Below are 16,153 nucleotides of genomic sequence, written 5' to 3'. Positions count from 1 at the left end.
CCGCCCTCAGCGCTTCAATCCGTGCATCCGTGCGACGACCTTCTCGATCACCGCCGCCGGCACCAGCCGCCGCAGCAAGAACACGATCGGCGCCCGGCTGCCCTTGGCGTACAACGGTTTCGGTTGCGCCGCGGAAATCGCGCGCAGGATGGTGCGCGCCACTTCTTCCGGGCTCGTCCCGGCCCGCTCGTTACGGTCCAGATTGCTGATCATCGTCGCGAAATCCACCGCATATACCGAATCCGCGGCAATGTATTCGGTACGCCGCTCCCCGATTCCGGTCGCGATCGAACCGGGTTCGACGGTACTGATCCACACCCCGAACGGCGCCGTCTCCAACCGTGCCGCGTCCGCGAAACCCTTGATCGCCGCCTTCGTCGCCACATACGAGGACCGATAGGCCAGCGGGAAACTCGCCAGCATCGACCCGACCATGATGATCCGCCCGTACCCGCGCTCCCGCATTCCCGGCAGAACCAGCTGCGTCAGCTGGACCGCCCCGAAAACGTTCAACTGGAATATCCGGGTGACGGCGTCGTGCGGCAGCTCCTCGATCGGACCCGACTGGCTCTCCCCCGCATTGTTCACCAGCACATCCACCGGTCCGAGCGCATGCCCGAACCGCTCGATACCGGCCGGATCGGTGAGGTCGAGCGCGCGATACTCCACCCCCGGAACCCGCGCCGACGCCGCGAGCGAATCCGGATTCCGGCTTGTCCCGATCACGCGATAGCCCTGGTCCACCAGCAGCGCGGCAGTCGCCCGCCCGATCCCCGACGACGCCCCCGTCACCAGCGCGGTCTTCGCCATACGACCCCTATCCTCGACAATCCGGGCGCCCGGCAAGGAGCCGGGCAGAACCGCCAATCTAACCGATCGGCGGTCCGCCCCACGGATCACCAGGTGGAATACCCGCCGAGCACGCCCAGCATGTTGAGAAAGATGATGTACTTCAGGAAGCCAGGCATATCGGTCTCTCTTCGATCGTCGAACTCGGTCGCCGGAGGGCGTCCATCTACCGATTACCCTCCGACCAGGCGTCACACTCCTAAAGATGTGCGCTGCTGAGCTTTTCGATCACCGATACGAATTCGTTACTCACGCACACAGATCAGCCGAAAACCAGCTGCGGGTGGGGCTGTACTTCCGGCGCAAGAACTGGCTCGAACAATCGACCGGGCCGCGGGGCTGTCCGACGGCAGGTCACCGGTGTTCCTGGCACGAAGCGGGGGCGGGTACGGCAGGATCGCGGTATGCAGAGTGAGATCTTCGCCAACGAGAACATGGCCCAGCCCGCGACCGCGCCCGGGTTGACCGCGCAGAGTGCGAAAGCATTGAAGTACGCCGTGAACGGCGAATGTCTCGCGCGGCAGGGTTCGATGGTTGCGTTCCGCGGGAGCCTGCAGTTCGAGAAGAAGGGGCAGGGGGTCGGGAAGTTTCTGCAGCGGGCGCTCACGGGCGAGGGGGTGCCGCTGATGGCGGTGCGGGGTCAAGGGGAGGCATGGTTCGCGCATTTCGACCGGAACTGTTTCCTGGTCGATCTGGTGCCCGGCGATGCGCTCACCATCAACGGCCGCAATATTCTGGTGTTCGATTCGAGCCTGCAGTACGACATCCGGATGGTGCAGGGCGTCGGGATGGCCGGTGGCGGACTGTTCAACTGTGTATTCACCGGGCAGGGGCGGCTCGGGCTGGTGTGCGCGGGGACGCCGATCATCATTCCGGTGCATCCGCAGGCGCCGGTTTTCGTGGACACCGATGCGGTGGTCGGGTGGAGCGCGCAGTTGCAGACCTCGTTGAACCGGTCGCAAACTTTCGGTTCGATGGTGCGTGGCGGCTCGGGCGAGGCGTTCCAGCTCCGTCTCGACGGTGAAGGGTTCGTGATCGTGCAGCCCAGCGAAGCCTGATCGCGCGCCCACACAGCCCTGCGGAAAAAAGTTCCGGAAATTTCCGGCGTGGATGTCGAGAACGTCGTAACGGCTCCGTCCCAGGTGTGATCGACCAACCAGGGTCGGACATCCGAAGGGAGAATCCCATGGCGAAGTACCTGCTCCTCAAGCATTACCGCGGCGCTCCGGCGGCGGTCAACGATGTGCCGATGGACCGGTGGACACCGGCCGAGATCGAGGCGCATATGCAGTACATGCAAGATTTCGCGGACCGTTTGGAGAGCACCGGCGAGTTCGTCGACGGTCAGGCTCTCGCACCAGAGGGCGCGTGGGTCCGCTACGACGGTGAGGGGAAACCGCCGGTGACCGACGGCCCGTTCGCAGAGACCAAGGATCTGATCGCGGGCTGGATGATCATCGACGTCGACTCCTACGACCGCGCCGTCGAACTGGCCGGCGAGTTGTCCGCGGCGCCCGGCGCGGGCGGGAAACCGATCCACGAATGGCTCGAGGTGCGCCCGTTCCTGACCGCACCGCCGACCGTCACCGAGTGATGACCGCCGACGCGCTGGACGCGGGCCGGCTGCGGGACCTGATCCCCGGTGTCCTGGCGGCCCTCGTCCATCGCGGGGCGGATTTCGCGACCGCCGAGGACGCCGTGCAGGAGGCGCTGCTGCGGGCCGTCGATACCTGGCCGCGGCAGCAGCCCGACGATCCCAAGGGCTGGCTGATCACCACGGCGTGGCGGTGTTTCGTGGATCTGGCCCGCTCCGAATCCGCACGCCGCAACCGTGAGCTGCGCGTTTCCGAGGAGCCGGCGGCGGGACCGGCCGCGCCGGAGGACGAAACGCTGCGGTTGTATTTCCTGTGCGCGCATCCGAGCCTCACACCCACCTCAGCGGTGGCGTTGACGCTGCGGGCCGTCGGCGGTCTCACCACCCGCCAGATCGCGCAGGCCTACCTCGTCCCCGAAGCCACCATGGCGCAGCGGATCAGCCGGGCCAAACGCACCGTGAGCAAGGCCCGGCTGGACACTCCCGGGGATCTGCGCACGGTGCTGCGGGTGCTCTACCTGGTGTTCAACGAGGGATACAGCGGCGATATCGACCTGGCCGCGGAGGCGATCCGGCTGGCCCGGCAGCTCACCGCGACCACCGGCGACCCGGAGGTCGCGGGCCTGCTCGCCCTGTTCCTGCTGCACCATGCCCGGCGCCCGGCCCGCACCCGCGCGGACGGCAGCCTGGTGCCACTGGCCGAACAGGATCGCGAGCTGTGGCGCCGCGACCTGATCGCCGAGGGCGTGACCATCCTGCAGGCGGCCCTGGCCCGCGACCGGCTCGGCGAGTACCAGGCGCAGGCGGCGATCGCGGCACTGCACGCCGATGCGCACACAGCGGAGGAGACCGATTGGGTGCAGATCGTCGAATGGTACGACGACCTGGTCGGGATCACCGGCAGCCCGATCGCCCGCCTCAACCGCGCGGTGGCCGTCGGCGAGGCCGACGGCCCGCAGGCGGGTCTCGCGGCGCTCGCCGAACTCCCCCGCTACACCGCATCCGCCGCCTACCTCCACGAACGGGCCGGCGATACCGCCACCGCGGCGCAACTCTATGTGCAGGCCGCCGACCGAGCGCAGAACCTCGCCGAACGCAACCACCTCACACTCCGCGCCGCCACCCTCCATCAGCGCCTTCGGCATGACGGGAGCTGAACACCTGTTCCCGTATCAGATTCTGCCGTGTTCGCGGAGCGTGCCGATATTGCCCAGGGTTACCACGCCGCGCCATTCCACGGTCTGGCCGGGCGTGAAGTGCAGGAAGTCGAAATCCCAGCCGCCGTCGTCCAATTGCTCGCGCTCGAGCCGGTCCAGATCCGCGGCGATCGTTGGTTCGTCGAACAACGCCCGGCTCGGTGTCGCCGGACGCGGGGACAGCGTGAGTGGGCCGATCTGCTCATTTTCGACACCGCCTTCGACCGGGACCGTACCGTCGTCGCGGATCGCGGACCGGAAGCGTTCGACGGCCGCGGCGGCGCGGACGGGGTCGGGTACGGCGTCGAGGAATTGCAGCGCGAATTTCACGGTGTAACCGGCGGGGGCTTCAGCGGCGTCGATCCGGTTCCAGCACCATGTTGTCGCCTTGTCGAGCCATGGATGTTGCACTCTGAGCCGCCACAGGCCGGCGGCGAGGGCGTAGGTGAGGAATCCGGCCTCCGGGTCCGGCGCCATCCACGGGGCGTGCGGGTGGCCGGTAGCCGACGGCAGGACGGTCGGCACACCGCCGTCCGGGTCGGCGATACCGGCGATCCAGTCGGCCAGCCCGGTGACCATCGGATCTGCGGCCGCATCCAGTTCGGCGAGTATTTCCAGCGCGGACAGTGCCGCCGACGGCTGGCTGCCGGGACAGCGCACATCGGGTTCCAGTGCGTGCCCGAATCCACCGTCGGAGTTGCGGTAGGCGGCGAGCGCGGTGCGGACGGGTTCGACGGGGCCGTCGTCGAGGAGTACGGCGAGCCGGTGCCGTTCCAGGACACGGGCGCTGGACTCGATGTACTGCCGGGCTGCTGCGAGGTCGATGCTCATGCACCCGGAGGTTAGGCAGCTGTGAGTGTGGCGTCTTCCAGAAATCGGACAGGGGTGAGGCCGGTGAGATGCCGTACTTCGTCGGTCATATGCGCCTGGCCGGCGTAGCCCGCCGCGTAGGCGCGTTCGGCCAGCGATTCCCCGTCTGCGGCGACCAGCCGGCGCAGCCGGGCGACACGGGCCAGGAACTTCGGCCCGTACCCGACGGCCGCCGTGACCCGCCGGTTCAGCTGACGCTCACTGACCCCCAGGTCGGCCGCCACGGCCGCGACCCGGGCGCGCGGAACCCCCAACCTGCGTACGGCCGCACCGACCAGCGGGTCCGGTTCGGCCTTGCGGTGCAGCACGGCCTCGGTCAGCAGCCGCAGCCGTGCTGCCGGGTCCGCGGTTTCGGGGCGGTCGGGCCACTCCGCCACTGCGGGCCAGATATCGGACAGCGGCAGCTGCCGATCCCGGACCTGGTCGGCGGGCACGCCGAGAACACGACCGGCTACTCCGGGCCGCAATCGGAGCCCCCCGGCGCGTTCGCCGACCGCCGCCCACGTCATCGGCCCGGTATCGGCGCCGACCACCAGCAGGCGTCGGCCGAGCCACACCAGATCGACGCATCCGTCCGGTATGACACGCTGCGTGCCGTCGAGGAGAGCGTCGCTTTCCCACACGCACACCACCGCCGGTTCCAACCCGGCCGGCGGCCGGTACTCGCGGTAAGCGCCCACGGCTCGACTCTAGCCGGGACCGGGGACACTCTCCGACTCGCGGGGACGACCGTCAGGACTGTGATCAGCGCTTTCGGCGCGTTTGCCGTTCGGTGTCGTAGGCGCTTCGCGCCCGCTCGACCTCGGCGAGGTTGCCCGACCAGTCGGCCAAGGCCGCGAACAGCGGCGCCAGACTGCTGCCCAGCTCGCTGATCTCGTAGACGACTCGGGGCGGAACCTCCGGATGGTAAGTGCGCGTGATCAACCCGTCGCGTTCGAGCTGCCGGAGCCGTTCGGTCAGCACTTTCGGGGTGATCGTGGTGATCGACCGCTGAAGTTCGACGAAGCGGTGCGGCCCGCGGTAGTGCAGCACCCACAGGATCGGCGTGGTCCAGCGGCTGAACACCACATCGACCACCGGCGCGATGGGACAGGCGTTCTCCGGAGCGACGTCCACGTCCGGATTCCAGGCTGTGGTTTCGGTCACAATAGCGCTCTACCTCCAATACTTTCCTCTAGGTACCTACTGTCTTTCGAATAGTAGCGTCGCGTCACCGAAGTCGAGAGGAAAAAGCATGATCGTGATAACGGGAGCGACGGGCAATGTCGGACGACCGCTGGTACAGGCGCTGGCCGCGGCAGGAGCGGAGGTCCGGGCGGTCTCACGTACAGCGGAGGCAGCGGATTTCCCCGCCGGTGTCGAGTATCGGCGGGCCGACCTTCTACGGACGGACGAACTGACTCCCGCCCTCACGGGCGCACATACCGTATTTCTGCTGGCTTCCGGCGATTTTCTCGGCGCGGGCGGTGATCTCGGCGAGGTCGTGGAGTCGGTCCGCAGTGCGGGCGGGCGCCGAGTGGTACTGCTGTCCTCGCAAGGGGTCGGCACCGGGAATCATCCCGCGGACGCGGAAGCGGCGGTGCGGGATTCCGGTCTCGACTGGACGATCTTGCGCCCCGGGAACTTCGCCTCGAATGCACTGCAATGGGCGGAATCGGTGCGCGGCGAGCGAACGGTCACGGCACCGTTCGCCGATATCGCACTGCCGGTGATCGATCCGGTCGATATCGCCGCGGTGGCCGCCGCGGCCCTGCTCGACGACAGCCACGACAGTTCGATCTACGAACTCACCGGCCCCGAGCCCGTTTCCCCCAGGCAGCAGGCCGCCGCCCTCGGCGCAGCGCTGGGCGAACCGGTGCGTTTCACCGAGCTGTCGCGCGCGCAGGCAAGGGAGCGGATGGTGCAGTTCATGCCCGGACCGGTGGTCGAATCGACACTGGATATGCTCGGCAGCCCGGCACCCGCGCTACAGCAGGTCAGCCCGGATGTCGAAAAGGTGCTGGGCCGGGCACCGCACACTTTCACGGAGTGGGCGGCACGCAACTCGGCGGCGTTCCGGTAGTCGGGCCGGGCGCCGCGATCAGCGGCAGCAGTTGGGATCCAGCACCACACACAGGGCGGCCAGCGCGTCGCGGTGGGCGCGATGGATGACGTTCATACCGTTGCGTTCCGAGGTGATCAGGCCGGCTTTGCGGAGCTGGGTCAGGTGATGACTGACGGTGGATTCGGACACGTCGACCGCGGCGGCGAGGTCGCCACCGTTGGCGCCGGCGTCCGGGTCGGCCAGCAGGAGCGACATGAGTTTGACGCGGACCGGATCGGCGAGCGCTTTCAGGCGGAGCGCGACGTGCAGGGCCGCCTCGTCGTCGATGGGACCGGCGGCCACGGGGGCGCAGCAGACGGGGGCGGTCGTATCGATGACGGGTAGCGCTTTCGGCATATTCCGATGCTACCTACAGTATTGACATATGTCGAAAAGGTGGCACACTCGACCACGCCCACCTTTTCGATATATGTAACACAACTGGAGGTTTGCGATGTCTCGTGTACAGCTCGCTCTGAATGTCGATGATCTGGAACAGGCGGTCGGGTTCTACTCGACCCTGTTCGGTGCCGAACCCGCGAAACGCAAACCCGGATATGCGAATTTCGCGATCGACGAGCCGCCGCTGAAACTGGTGCTGATCGAGAATCCTGGTCAGGGCGGCAGCGTGAACCATCTCGGGGTGGAGGTCGAGTCCTCGGACAAGGTCCACGCCGAGATAGCGCGCCTGACGGCGGCCGGCCTGTTCACCGAGGAACAGATCGCGACCACGTGTTGCTTCGCCACCCAGGACAAGGTGTGGGTGACCGGACCGAACGCCGAGCGCTGGGAGGTCTATACGGTCCTCGCCGATACAGAGCATTTCGGTACCGCGCCCGAGTTCGCCGAGACGGACGACCGCGCGGCGGTACAGGCATGCTGCGGCACCAGCGCCGACGCCGGCGACGCGGACGAGGTCGCCTGTTGCGCACCGGCCGCCGGACGGTGAACCCCGTTCCCCGATCCGGGCTCAGCAGTCCGCACCTGGCCTGAGCAGCTGTTTGCCGGAGGAGACGCGGGTACTCCGCTCCCGATATGCCGGTACGCCGGCGACCCGTACGACGGGAACGGAAACCATGAACGACTCCACCGGCAACAGCATGTTCGTCGACGAAGAAGTGCGGATACCCGTCGGCGATATCCATCTCGACGCCCGGATCCGGCTACCCGCGCCGAACTGCGGGATCGTCGTTTTCGCGCACGGCACCGGTAGCGGCCGGCACAGTCCGCGCAACCGGCATGTGGCCGCCGTGCTCGAGCGGGCCGGACTCGGCACCGTCCTGCTCGATCTGCTCACCGCCGAGGAAGAGCACCGCGACCTGAGTACCCGGGAGCTGCGATTCGACATACCGCTGCTGTCCGGACGGCTGGCGGCAACCGTGGACTGGCTGGCCGACCGGGCCACAACCGCCGAGAACCCGGTCGGCCTGTTCGGGGCCAGCACCGGCGCCGCGGCCGCCCTGCGCACTGCCGCCGAGCGTCCGGCCGCGGTGCACGCCGTCGTCTCCCGCGGTGGCCGCCCGGACATCGCGGGAGACGCCCTCACCCGCGTCCGGACCCCCACCCTGCTGATCGTCGGCGGCGCCGACGAAATAGTTCTCGATCTCAACCGCGAGGCCCAGCAGCGCATGACCGTGCACCCACGCCTCGAGATCGTGCCGGACGCCACGCATCTGTTCGAAGAACCCGGCGCACTCGACCGGGTCGCCGCGCTCGCGACGGACTGGTTCCTGGACAACCTCGGCACCACTCCGGCGACGGGGCCGGCGTCCTGAGCCGGGCGAGGTCAGGCCCCGAGGGAGCGGACCTCACTGTCGAGCAGTGCGGCCTGGGTGATCAGGTCGTTCTCCGCCGGACTGTCGCCCAGCTGAGCGATCAGGTCCGCCCGTGTCACGACGACCAGGCCGTCGCCGTCACGCGGGGACGCTTCGTGGATCTGCATTCGCCCCTCGGACAGTACGAGGCAACTGTCCGGCCCGGCCTCGAGCAGTCGATGGAGATCGGCCGCGTCGACCTGTGTCCGAACGCGGCGCTCGGCGCTGTTTGCGGATGATCTGTCGGTATTCATGCGCCCCGGATGCCCCGAGTGTCCGCGCGGAAACACGGCAGCATGCCCTGTTTGCCGGTGGCGCAGCCGGGTACTGCCGCGCCGCAAGCGACCGTAGGAGGTGGACACCCATGGCGGAATCAGTGGTGGACGACGAACTCTGGGACGATTTCCATCGGGTGGTCAATATGTCGTCGCGTGAGCTCGGCGATTGGTTGCGCACCGAGGCGGCGAGCGCGGTGGCCGAACGGGAACCGGATCGCTCCGGACCCGAGATCGGCCGGCAGGTCCTGGCGATTCTCGGCAAACGCCGGACCGATCTGACCGCCGACGATGTGACGGTCATGCGCCGTGTGGTGGCCACGATCACCGCGGAACGGCGCGACGATCTGGAACCGGTGGCCGGCGATGCGCAGTTCCGGCATCGGCTGATGTGCCTCGGGCACGACCCGCTGAAGGCGGCGTGACCGCTCTCCGGCCGGTTCAGGCGGGCAGCAGTTCGGCGATGAGCGCTTCGACCCGGGCGCGGATCTCGTCGCGGATCGGGCGCACGTCGTCGATACCTTTGCCCGCCGGGTCCGGCAGATCCCAATCCCGGTAGCTGATGCCGGGGAAGACCGGGCAGGTGTCGCCGCAGCCCATGGTGATCACCACGTCGGAGGATTGCACCGCGTCCGCGGTGAGAATCTTGGGCGACTGTGTGGCGATATCGATGCCGGCCTCGGCCATCACCGCAACCGCCGCGGGATTCAGGGCGGCGGCGGGCGCGCTGCCCGCGGAACGGACCTCGATCGCGTCCCCGGCGAGGTGGGTGAGGAATCCGGCGGCCATCTGGGAGCGGCCGGCATTGTGGACGCAGACGAACAACACGGTGGGCGGGGTCATGGAATCGTCTCTTTTCATGCGGGAGTGAGTCAGGGCCGGACTTCGACGTCGCGGTGGCCCGCCTCGGCCGGTGTGCCGGAATTCCGGAACTTGTTGCGTAGCGCCAGGGACACATAGACCAGCCCGACCAGCACCGGCACTTCGATCAGCGGGCCCACCACCCCGGCGAGCGCTTGACCGGAGGTAGCGCCGTAGGTGGCGATCGCGACCGCGATGGCGAGTTCGAAATTGTTGCCCGCCGCGGTGAACGCCAGCGTGGTGGTCCGCTCGTAGCCGAGGCCCATGAGCGCGCCGAGCAGGTAGCCGCCGCCCCACATGATCGCGAAATAGGCGAGCAGCGGTACCGCGATCCGCACGACATCGAGGGGCTGGGCGGTGATCCGCTCCCCCTGCAGGGCGAACAGCACCACGATCGTGAACAGCAACCCGTACAGGGCCCACGGCCCGATCCGCGGGATCAGCGTCGATTCGTACCAGTCGCGGCCTTTCGCACGTTCCCCGAACCGGCGGGTGAGGTATCCGGCCAGCAGCGGGACCCCGAGGAAGATCAGCACCGATTTCGCGATCTCCCAGGGCGAGGCCTCGATGGTGGTTTGTTCCAGACCCAGCCATCCGGGCAGCACCGAGAGGTAGAACCAGCCCAGAACCGCGAACATGAGCACCTGGAAGACCGAGTTCAGCGCCACCAGGACAGCGGCGGCTTCCCGGTCACCGCAGGCCAGATCGTTCCAGATGATCACCATGGCGATACACCGCGCCAGCCCGACGATGATCAGTCCCGTGCGGTATTCGGGCAGGTCCGGTAGCAGCAGCCAGGCCAGCGCGAACATCAGTGCGGGCCCGAGCAGCCAGTTCAGTACGAGCGACCCGGCCAGTAGTCTCCGGTCACCGGTGACGGTGTCGAGCCGGTCGTAGCGGACCTTGGCCAGCACCGGGTACATCATGATCAGCAGCCCGATCGCGATCGGCAGCGATATCCCGTCGATTTCCACCGCGGCCAGGCCGTCGCCGAGTCCGGGTATCAGCCGGCCCAGCAGCAGCCCGGCTACCATCGCCACCCCGATCCACACCGGCAGGAACCGGTCCAGGGTCGAAAGCTTCCCCACCACCCCCGGCGCGCTGCCGGTCGTCTCGGCGCTCACGCGTTCACCTCGGCGGCCGCACCGCTTTCCACCAGTAGAATCTCCGAGAGCCGCCGCAGCACCTCCGGGACCACCCGGTAGTACACCCAGGACGCGCGCCGCTCGCTGGTCAGCAATCCGGCGCCACGCAGCACCTTCAGGTGGTGCGAGATCGTCGGCTGGCTCAATTCGATGCCCTCGGACAGATCGCAGACGCAGGCTTCCTGCCCGGCCCGCGACGCGATCGAGCTGAGCAACCGTAAGCGCACGGGATCCGACAGCGCTTTGAACACCGCCGCCAACTCCACCGAGGCATCCACCGACAGAGGTTCCCGAATCCGGGCCGAGGGACTGCACCCCTCGACCGGAACCTGCGAATTAGACATACATCGATATTGACAACTATCAAACCCGTGAGTCAAACGAATGCCGGGTGAACTATCCCACGGCCGCCCTCGCCCGGCCGCCCGGTCCCGCCGGCACTTCCCCTCGATGCCGCCGGGCTGCCCTATCGGACGAGGGTCAATCGTGGGACCGGCGGCAGCGGCGCGGACTCCGGGCGGGCGCGGAATGCTTCGATCACGAAGGCGGCGAAGCGCCGCGAAGCCGCGGTGCGGGCAGCCTGCGAGCCGGGTTGGATACCTCGGTGCGCCATGAGCATCAGCATCAGGTCGTCCAGCACGAAATCGGGGCGCAGGTGCCCGGTTTCCTTCGCCCGGCGTGCCAGTTCGGTGATCGATGTCAGCGCGTACTCCCGGCTCGCGGCGAAATCCAGGGCATTCGGGAACGTCGACATGAAGGCTTCGGTGAACCCGCGGCTGTGCGCGTTCAGTTCGAACGTCCGCTCGATGACGCGGCAGAAGCCGCGCCACGGGTCCGGATCGGCCAGGCCCTCGTCGGCGATCGTGTGGCAGGTACGCATCTGGTCGGTGAATGCCTCGGTCGCCAGGGATTCCTTGGTCGGGAAATGGCGATAGAGGGTGGCGGGCCCCACCTCCGCGAGCCGCGCGATCTCCCGCATCGGCACGTTCAGCCCCTCGGTGGCGAACAGGGCACGCGCCGCATCGAGGATGCGTTCGCGGTTGTCCCGGGCATCGGAGCGCTGTGGGTGAGTCAAATGATCGGGCATCACTCTCACTTTAGCTAAACGGACGGGGGCGTCCGTTAGCGTCGGAAACGAGCGAGAAGAGCCATTCCTCGCCGACCGAACCCTGACCGAGGAGAGATAGTGAAAGCAGTGGTCATCCAGTCATTCGGCAGTCCCGACGGGCTGGCCGTCATCGAGACCCCAGCCCCCGCGCCCGGCCCGGGACAGGTGGTGATAGCCACCGAGGCGATCGGTGTCGGAGGTGTCGACGCGATGATCCGGCGCGGCACCGTCGCCGGTGTCGGCATCGAGGAAGGCCATGTTCCCGGCTCGGAGGTCGCCGGAATCGTCACCACAGTCGGCGCGGGTGTCGATGCGTCGTGGACCGGCAAACGCGTGTGGGCGTTCACCGGCCGCGGCGGCGGTTATGTGGAACAGGCCCTCGCCTCGGTGGAAGACGTCCTGCCGCTACCCGCAGACCTGTCCGCCGCCGACGCGGTCACCCTCGGAAGTTCCGGAATGGTGGCCCATTTCGCCCTGGCGCATGCCCATTTCGCGCCCGGGGAGACCGTGCTGGTGCGCGGCGCCGCCGGCAGTCTCGGAGTCATGGCGGTCCAGCTGGCGGCCCGCGGCGGCGCCCGCGCCGTGGCGGTCACGACCTCCTCGGCGAAGCGCGGCGCCCGGCTCCGCGCCCTCGGCGCGACACATGTGCTGAACCGCTCCGGCGAAGGCGCCGACGCCCCCATCGCCTACGACGTCATCCTCGATATCATCTCCGGACCGGATATGCCCGGGTTCTTCGACAAGCTCGCGCCGAAAGGCCGCATGGTCGCCGTCGGCGCCGTCGCGGGTTTTCCACCGGTGGATTTCGGCGCGACCATGCTGGCTTCGTTCGTGGAATCGCTGTCGTTCGCGACCTTCAGCGCGGACACCGTCACACCGGCCGACCGCCGCGCCGTACAACTCGACCAGTGGGCCGCAGCGAGTCGCGGCGACCTGCGGGCGGTCGTCCACGAATCGCTGCCCCTGGAGAAAGCCGCACTCGCACACCGGAAGATGGACGATGGCGAGGTGTTCGGCAGAATCGTCCTGACTCCGTAGCCACACCGGAACAATGAACTACTCCGTGACCGGCCGATTCGATATCGGACCCTTCAGTCGTCCGATTCCACCGTGTAGAGATGGAAACTGCCACGGAACCCCTTGAGTTCGGCTTCGCGTGCGGCGGTGACAGCGATACCCGGCCGATCGGCCACGGCGTCGCGCACCGATTCGCTGACGAGAACCTCCCCGCCGGACGCCTGGGCGGCGACCCGGGCGGCCAAGGCCACATTCCGGCCGAACAGGTCGTCGCCGCGGCGGACCGATCGCCCCATATGGATCCCGATGCGCACTCGAACACCGGCCACCGGTTTGCCGAGGGTGCCGATCGAGCCCTGCACGTCCAGACCGCAGCGCACGGCCTGCCCGGCGTCGCCGAACGCGATCATGAAACCGTCACCCTGGCTCTTCACGATGTGCCCGTTGTGCGCGGCGACGTATTTGCGGATCAGCCGGTCGTGCCGGCCGAGCAGCGCGACCCAGGCGCGGTCGCCCACTCGTTCGTTCAGCGCGGTGGACCCTTCGATATCGGAGAAGGCGATCACGATATTGCCGTCGGCGCTGAGTCGCGCCAGATCCGGTCGTTCCACTTGCGCCCAACCGGCCAGGTCTTCGATCGAGTTGAGTACCGCCGCACGGAACCCTTTGCGGCGCACGAGACTCGCTGTCTGCCATACGGTCTTGACTGCTTCCCGGCCACTGTCGACCAGCAGCTGCCGGGTATCGGGCCGGCGCCGCGTCTCGGCAAGTTCGTGCCGGGTGCGCACCAGCAACCGACACAGCACGATCAAGCCGGCGGCCTCGGCGACGACAACCGCCGCCAGGATGTATTCGACCATCGGGTTCCCTACCGCTGCGCGATGGTGTCGCCGGAAGGTTCCGGCTCGGTGTGAGCGGCCCGGCTCAACTGCTGCGACACCTCGGGCAGGTCGAGGTGGATGCGGCGGTCCATGGCTCGGGCGAGCAGTTCATCGGCGACTTGGCGGACCGCTGGGCGGAGCTGGGCGAGTGCCCCGGCGAGCTCGTTCAGCCGTTCGGGGGCAGGGTTCTCCGATACCGGGTTGACGAGGTTGACCCGGAATTCCCGGACGAAGGCGAACGCCATCCGGTCGAACGCCGCTTCCAGTTCCCAACTCAAGGCGAGGACCGAGCGCAGCGGGATACCGGCGGCCACGAAGGCCGTCGCGGCCTCGAGTAGCCGTCCACTGGAGTAGACGAAGCGGTCTTCCTCGATACGCAGGTAGCCCAGCGCGATTGCCTCGGTGATGGCCTCGGGAGTGGCTTGTTCGCCGAAGCGCGTCAGCATCTGATCGAAATCCAGGGTGACTTCCCCGTCTCCCCAGGTTTGTGATGCCGCTGTTTCGAATCCCAGCAGCTCCGACACTCCGCCGCCGTGCTCGGCGCTCGTCAGCAGGTCGGCGATACCGTCGAGGCTGTGGCCGCGGCCGAGCAGGTCGGCGATGAGTCGCAAACGTTCGAGGTGGGCCTGGTTGTACACGGCGTGGCGTCCCTGACGCCGTGGGGCGTCGAGCAGACCCCTGTCCTGGTAGTAGCGCACTGTCCGCACCGCGACCCCGGCAGCCTCGGCCAGCTCCGCGACCCGGTACTCGTGCGGACGTTGCGTCATCGTCATCCTCCCGCTCATCGCCTGCGAGCCATAGGTTCGGCAATCTTAGCCCTACTGTCTCAGTAGATGGTGGTTTCCACTGCGGGTTTACCTGGGTAAGCGTACGGAACCCCTAGCAGGTTGTGGCTCAGGTCACCGACAGTTACAGTTCCTACTGATACAGAAGGGCGCCGGCGGACCGAGCCGGCACAGGGGGACCCCTGCAGTTCGGCGGTAAGGAGGCCGAGGTCAGTGCTGACGAACACCCCTCGAACAAGCAGAGAACTCGAGATCGCCGGGGTACCGGCAATGGCACATCTGCCCCGGCCACGCCGACTATCTCAGCAGTTACTGGACCATCTCGCCGGTGAAGCCGGCGGTGCCGCGCCGGGGGCAGCACTGCCGTGTGGCGTGGCGCGGCGCGAAGCCGTCGAGGTAGTGGCCGGATGCCTGGAACTGGTGGCCGCGGTGCTGGAAGGCCGCACAGCCGGTCGGCTACCCGAGCCGGTGCAGGACAAGATCGCCGATTGGGCCGCCGACGGCGTGGCGCTGGAAGCCGTGCAACACGCCACCCATATCGGGTTCCGGTTCGTTCTGGATCTACTCGCCCGGCCCGCCGCCGGCCCCGACAGCCGAGCACTCGTTGTGGCAGGGCAACGGCTGGCCGAGGTTCTGGACGGTGTGATCACCACTTTCACCAGCGCCTACGTGCGCGAGCTGCGAGCCCACACTGCCATGCGCCAGGCCGGCGCGGAGGCCCTGGCAGCCGCCTTGATCGCCGGGACGAGTACCCCGGAAACGGCGCGCGAATGTGGATTCCGAAGCGCGGACGCATACGCGGTATTCGCGCTGACCCTCAGCCGTCCGGCGAGCGCGACCATCGAGGATGGGCACGATCCCGTGGGCGCGCTCCGCCGGCTGCGGCGACTGCGCGGCGAACTGACCATGGGCGATGGTGTGCCGCTGGCACGGCTCAGCGAGGAAGGCGGCACCGTGCTGGTTCCCGCGGATTCGTACGGCGGCACTTCGACCGCAAAGCTGTTCGAGCGTCTGCGGATCGCCGCGGGCGACCCGCTGCTGGCCACCGTGGTCCACGCTCGCCGCGACCAGATCCCCGAAGCGACCCGGCGCGCACACGAACTTCTCGACCTCGCCCAGCGCCTGGACCGCCCCGCCCGTCTGTACGGGATGGCCGACCTCGCCGTGGAATATCAGATCACCCGCCCCGGCCCCGCCCGGCGCCGCCTGGCGAAATCCCTGGACCCGCTACTCCTGCAGCCCGAGCTGCTGGACACCCTGACCATGCACCTGGCAAATGAACGCAACCGCCAGCGCACCGCCCGCGCGCTCTACGTCCACACCAACACCGTCGACTACCGATTGCGCCGCATTGCCCGCCTCACCGGCCTGGACCCCGCCGACGCCGAAGGCCTGTGGCAGCTACAGGCTGCACTCATCGCCAACGCCTACGAAACCGCCCACAGCGACCCCAGTTCGCCTGCACCGGCACATCTCGAATATTCCGAGTACCTCGTTGCCTCCGAAGCCACCGCCGTTCTTCCGGCGTCCGGACCCACCGGTGCCCCCGTGGGAGCCCTCGGTTAGCCGGCCGGTCGACGCCCCACCGCACGACCATCCCGAATTCAGGCGCCCGTGGGACACACAGCAGCGGCAACGTCGGCACAGTCCCCGAAAATGTAGCGGCGAACGCGCT

21 protein-coding genes are annotated in these 16,153 nt (G+C 67.9%); 9 read left to right on the top strand and 12 right to left on the bottom strand.

All coding sequences use genetic code 11. The annotated features are described in order from the left end of the window. Positions 1–6: 6 nt before the first annotated feature. Positions 7–810, bottom strand: coding sequence for an SDR family oxidoreductase (locus ON22_RS05815; RefSeq protein WP_033245950.1), 804 nt, complete (start codon positions 808–810; stop codon positions 7–9). Positions 811–1,253: 443 nt separating this feature from the next. Here ON22_RS05815 and ON22_RS05810 point away from each other — a divergent pair, with 443 nt between their 5' ends. From ON22_RS05810 to ON22_RS05800, 3 genes are all read left to right on the top strand, one after another. Continuing rightward, entirely contained in the window at positions 1,254–1,907 is a 654-nt protein-coding gene (locus tag ON22_RS05810; RefSeq protein WP_033245949.1) for an AIM24 family protein, read from the top strand. A 128-nt stretch (positions 1,908–2,035) separates the two neighbouring features. Next, positions 2,036–2,443 (top strand): YciI family protein, encoded by a 408-nt coding sequence (locus ON22_RS05805; RefSeq protein ID WP_033245948.1) that lies wholly within the window; start codon positions 2,036–2,038, stop codon positions 2,441–2,443. Next, a complete protein-coding gene (locus ON22_RS05800) occupies positions 2,443–3,600 on the top strand; it encodes an RNA polymerase sigma factor (RefSeq protein WP_033245947.1) in 1,158 nt (385 codons plus the stop codon). The genes ON22_RS05805 and ON22_RS05800 overlap by 1 nt, the downstream gene beginning before the upstream one ends. Positions 3,601–3,615: 15 nt before the next feature. Here the strand turns inward: ON22_RS05800 and ON22_RS05795 are convergent, their stop codons facing one another. The 3 genes from ON22_RS05795 to ON22_RS05785 form a co-directional block, all read right to left on the bottom strand. Further along, the gene (locus ON22_RS05795; protein WP_033245946.1) at positions 3,616–4,470 is read right to left on the bottom strand and encodes a hypothetical protein; all 855 of its coding nucleotides are present in this window, start codon (positions 4,468–4,470) and stop codon (positions 3,616–3,618) included. Positions 4,471–4,481: 11 nt separating this feature from the next. Then, positions 4,482–5,189 (bottom strand): DUF6597 domain-containing transcriptional factor, encoded by a 708-nt coding sequence (locus tag ON22_RS05790; RefSeq protein ID WP_033245945.1) that lies wholly within the window; start codon positions 5,187–5,189, stop codon positions 4,482–4,484. Positions 5,190–5,253: 64 nt separating this feature from the next. Next, a complete protein-coding gene (locus ON22_RS05785; RefSeq protein ID WP_051157194.1) occupies positions 5,254–5,655 on the bottom strand; it encodes a winged helix-turn-helix transcriptional regulator in 402 nt (133 codons plus the stop codon). Positions 5,656–5,743: 88 nt separating this feature from the next. On the opposite strand from ON22_RS05785, the gene ON22_RS05780 reads away from it, so the two are divergent. Then, positions 5,744–6,571 (top strand): SDR family oxidoreductase, encoded by an 828-nt coding sequence (locus ON22_RS05780; RefSeq protein WP_033245943.1) that lies wholly within the window; start codon positions 5,744–5,746, stop codon positions 6,569–6,571. Positions 6,572–6,589: 18 nt separating this feature from the next. Here the strand turns inward: ON22_RS05780 and ON22_RS05775 are convergent, their stop codons facing one another. After that, positions 6,590–6,949, bottom strand: a complete 360-nt coding sequence (locus ON22_RS05775) for an Rv2640c family ArsR-like transcriptional regulator (RefSeq protein ID WP_033245942.1) — start codon at positions 6,947–6,949, stop codon at positions 6,590–6,592. A 97-nt stretch (positions 6,950–7,046) separates the two neighbouring features. On the opposite strand from ON22_RS05775, the gene ON22_RS05770 reads away from it, so the two are divergent. Continuing rightward, positions 7,047–7,541, top strand: a complete 495-nt coding sequence (locus tag ON22_RS05770) for an ArsI/CadI family heavy metal resistance metalloenzyme (protein ID WP_033245941.1) — start codon at positions 7,047–7,049, stop codon at positions 7,539–7,541. A gap of 127 nt (positions 7,542–7,668) precedes the next feature. Next, the gene (locus ON22_RS05765; RefSeq protein WP_197039709.1) at positions 7,669–8,367 is read left to right on the top strand and encodes a dienelactone hydrolase family protein; all 699 of its coding nucleotides are present in this window, start codon (positions 7,669–7,671) and stop codon (positions 8,365–8,367) included. A gap of 11 nt (positions 8,368–8,378) precedes the next feature. On the opposite strand, the gene ON22_RS05760 is transcribed toward ON22_RS05765, so the two are convergent. Beyond that, entirely contained in the window at positions 8,379–8,660 is a 282-nt protein-coding gene (locus ON22_RS05760) for a hypothetical protein (RefSeq protein WP_033245940.1), read from the bottom strand. Between the two features lie 110 nt (positions 8,661–8,770). Here ON22_RS05760 and ON22_RS05755 point away from each other — a divergent pair, with 110 nt between their 5' ends. Further along, positions 8,771–9,106 (top strand): DUF3140 domain-containing protein, encoded by a 336-nt coding sequence (locus ON22_RS05755; RefSeq protein WP_033245939.1) that lies wholly within the window; start codon positions 8,771–8,773, stop codon positions 9,104–9,106. Between the two features lie 16 nt (positions 9,107–9,122). Here ON22_RS05755 and ON22_RS05750 read toward each other — a convergent pair whose 3' ends face one another. The 4 genes from ON22_RS05750 to ON22_RS05735 form a co-directional block, all read right to left on the bottom strand. After that, positions 9,123–9,524 carry an arsenate reductase ArsC gene (locus ON22_RS05750; RefSeq protein WP_033246041.1) on the bottom strand — a complete coding sequence of 134 codons (402 nt, stop codon included), beginning with the start codon at positions 9,522–9,524 and terminating at the stop codon, positions 9,123–9,125. Between the two features lie 29 nt (positions 9,525–9,553). After that, positions 9,554–10,666, bottom strand: coding sequence for an ACR3 family arsenite efflux transporter (gene arsB / locus ON22_RS05745; RefSeq protein WP_033245938.1), 1,113 nt, complete (start codon positions 10,664–10,666; stop codon positions 9,554–9,556). After that, entirely contained in the window at positions 10,663–11,031 is a 369-nt protein-coding gene (locus ON22_RS05740) for an ArsR/SmtB family transcription factor (RefSeq protein WP_033245937.1), read from the bottom strand. The genes arsB and ON22_RS05740 overlap by 4 nt, the downstream gene beginning before the upstream one ends. A 122-nt stretch (positions 11,032–11,153) precedes the next feature. After that, positions 11,154–11,774, bottom strand: coding sequence for a TetR/AcrR family transcriptional regulator (locus tag ON22_RS05735; protein WP_033245936.1), 621 nt, complete (start codon positions 11,772–11,774; stop codon positions 11,154–11,156). Between the two features lie 99 nt (positions 11,775–11,873). On the opposite strand from ON22_RS05735, the gene ON22_RS05730 reads away from it, so the two are divergent. After that, the gene (locus ON22_RS05730; protein WP_033245935.1) at positions 11,874–12,833 is read left to right on the top strand and encodes a zinc-binding dehydrogenase; all 960 of its coding nucleotides are present in this window, start codon (positions 11,874–11,876) and stop codon (positions 12,831–12,833) included. A 53-nt stretch (positions 12,834–12,886) separates the two neighbouring features. Here ON22_RS05730 and ON22_RS05725 read toward each other — a convergent pair whose 3' ends face one another. Continuing rightward, positions 12,887–13,672, bottom strand: coding sequence for an adenylate/guanylate cyclase domain-containing protein (locus ON22_RS05725; protein WP_033245934.1), 786 nt, complete (start codon positions 13,670–13,672; stop codon positions 12,887–12,889). An 8-nt stretch (positions 13,673–13,680) separates the two neighbouring features. Beyond that, entirely contained in the window at positions 13,681–14,460 is a 780-nt protein-coding gene (locus ON22_RS05720; protein ID WP_033246040.1) for a MerR family transcriptional regulator, read from the bottom strand. A gap of 231 nt (positions 14,461–14,691) precedes the next feature. Between ON22_RS05720 and ON22_RS05715 the strand changes: the two genes are divergently transcribed. Further along, positions 14,692–16,044, top strand: coding sequence for a PucR family transcriptional regulator (locus tag ON22_RS05715; protein WP_156052372.1), 1,353 nt, complete (start codon positions 14,692–14,694; stop codon positions 16,042–16,044). Positions 16,045–16,153: the final 109 nt, after the last annotated feature.

Origin of the sequence: Nocardia carnea NBRC 14403 (assembly GCF_000308515.1) — a bacterium.
Taxonomy (GTDB): domain Bacteria; phylum Actinomycetota; class Actinomycetes; order Mycobacteriales; family Mycobacteriaceae; genus Nocardia; species Nocardia carnea.
Note: the sequence above shows the minus strand (reverse complement) of the source record. Positions and strands in the feature narration are given on the sequence as shown.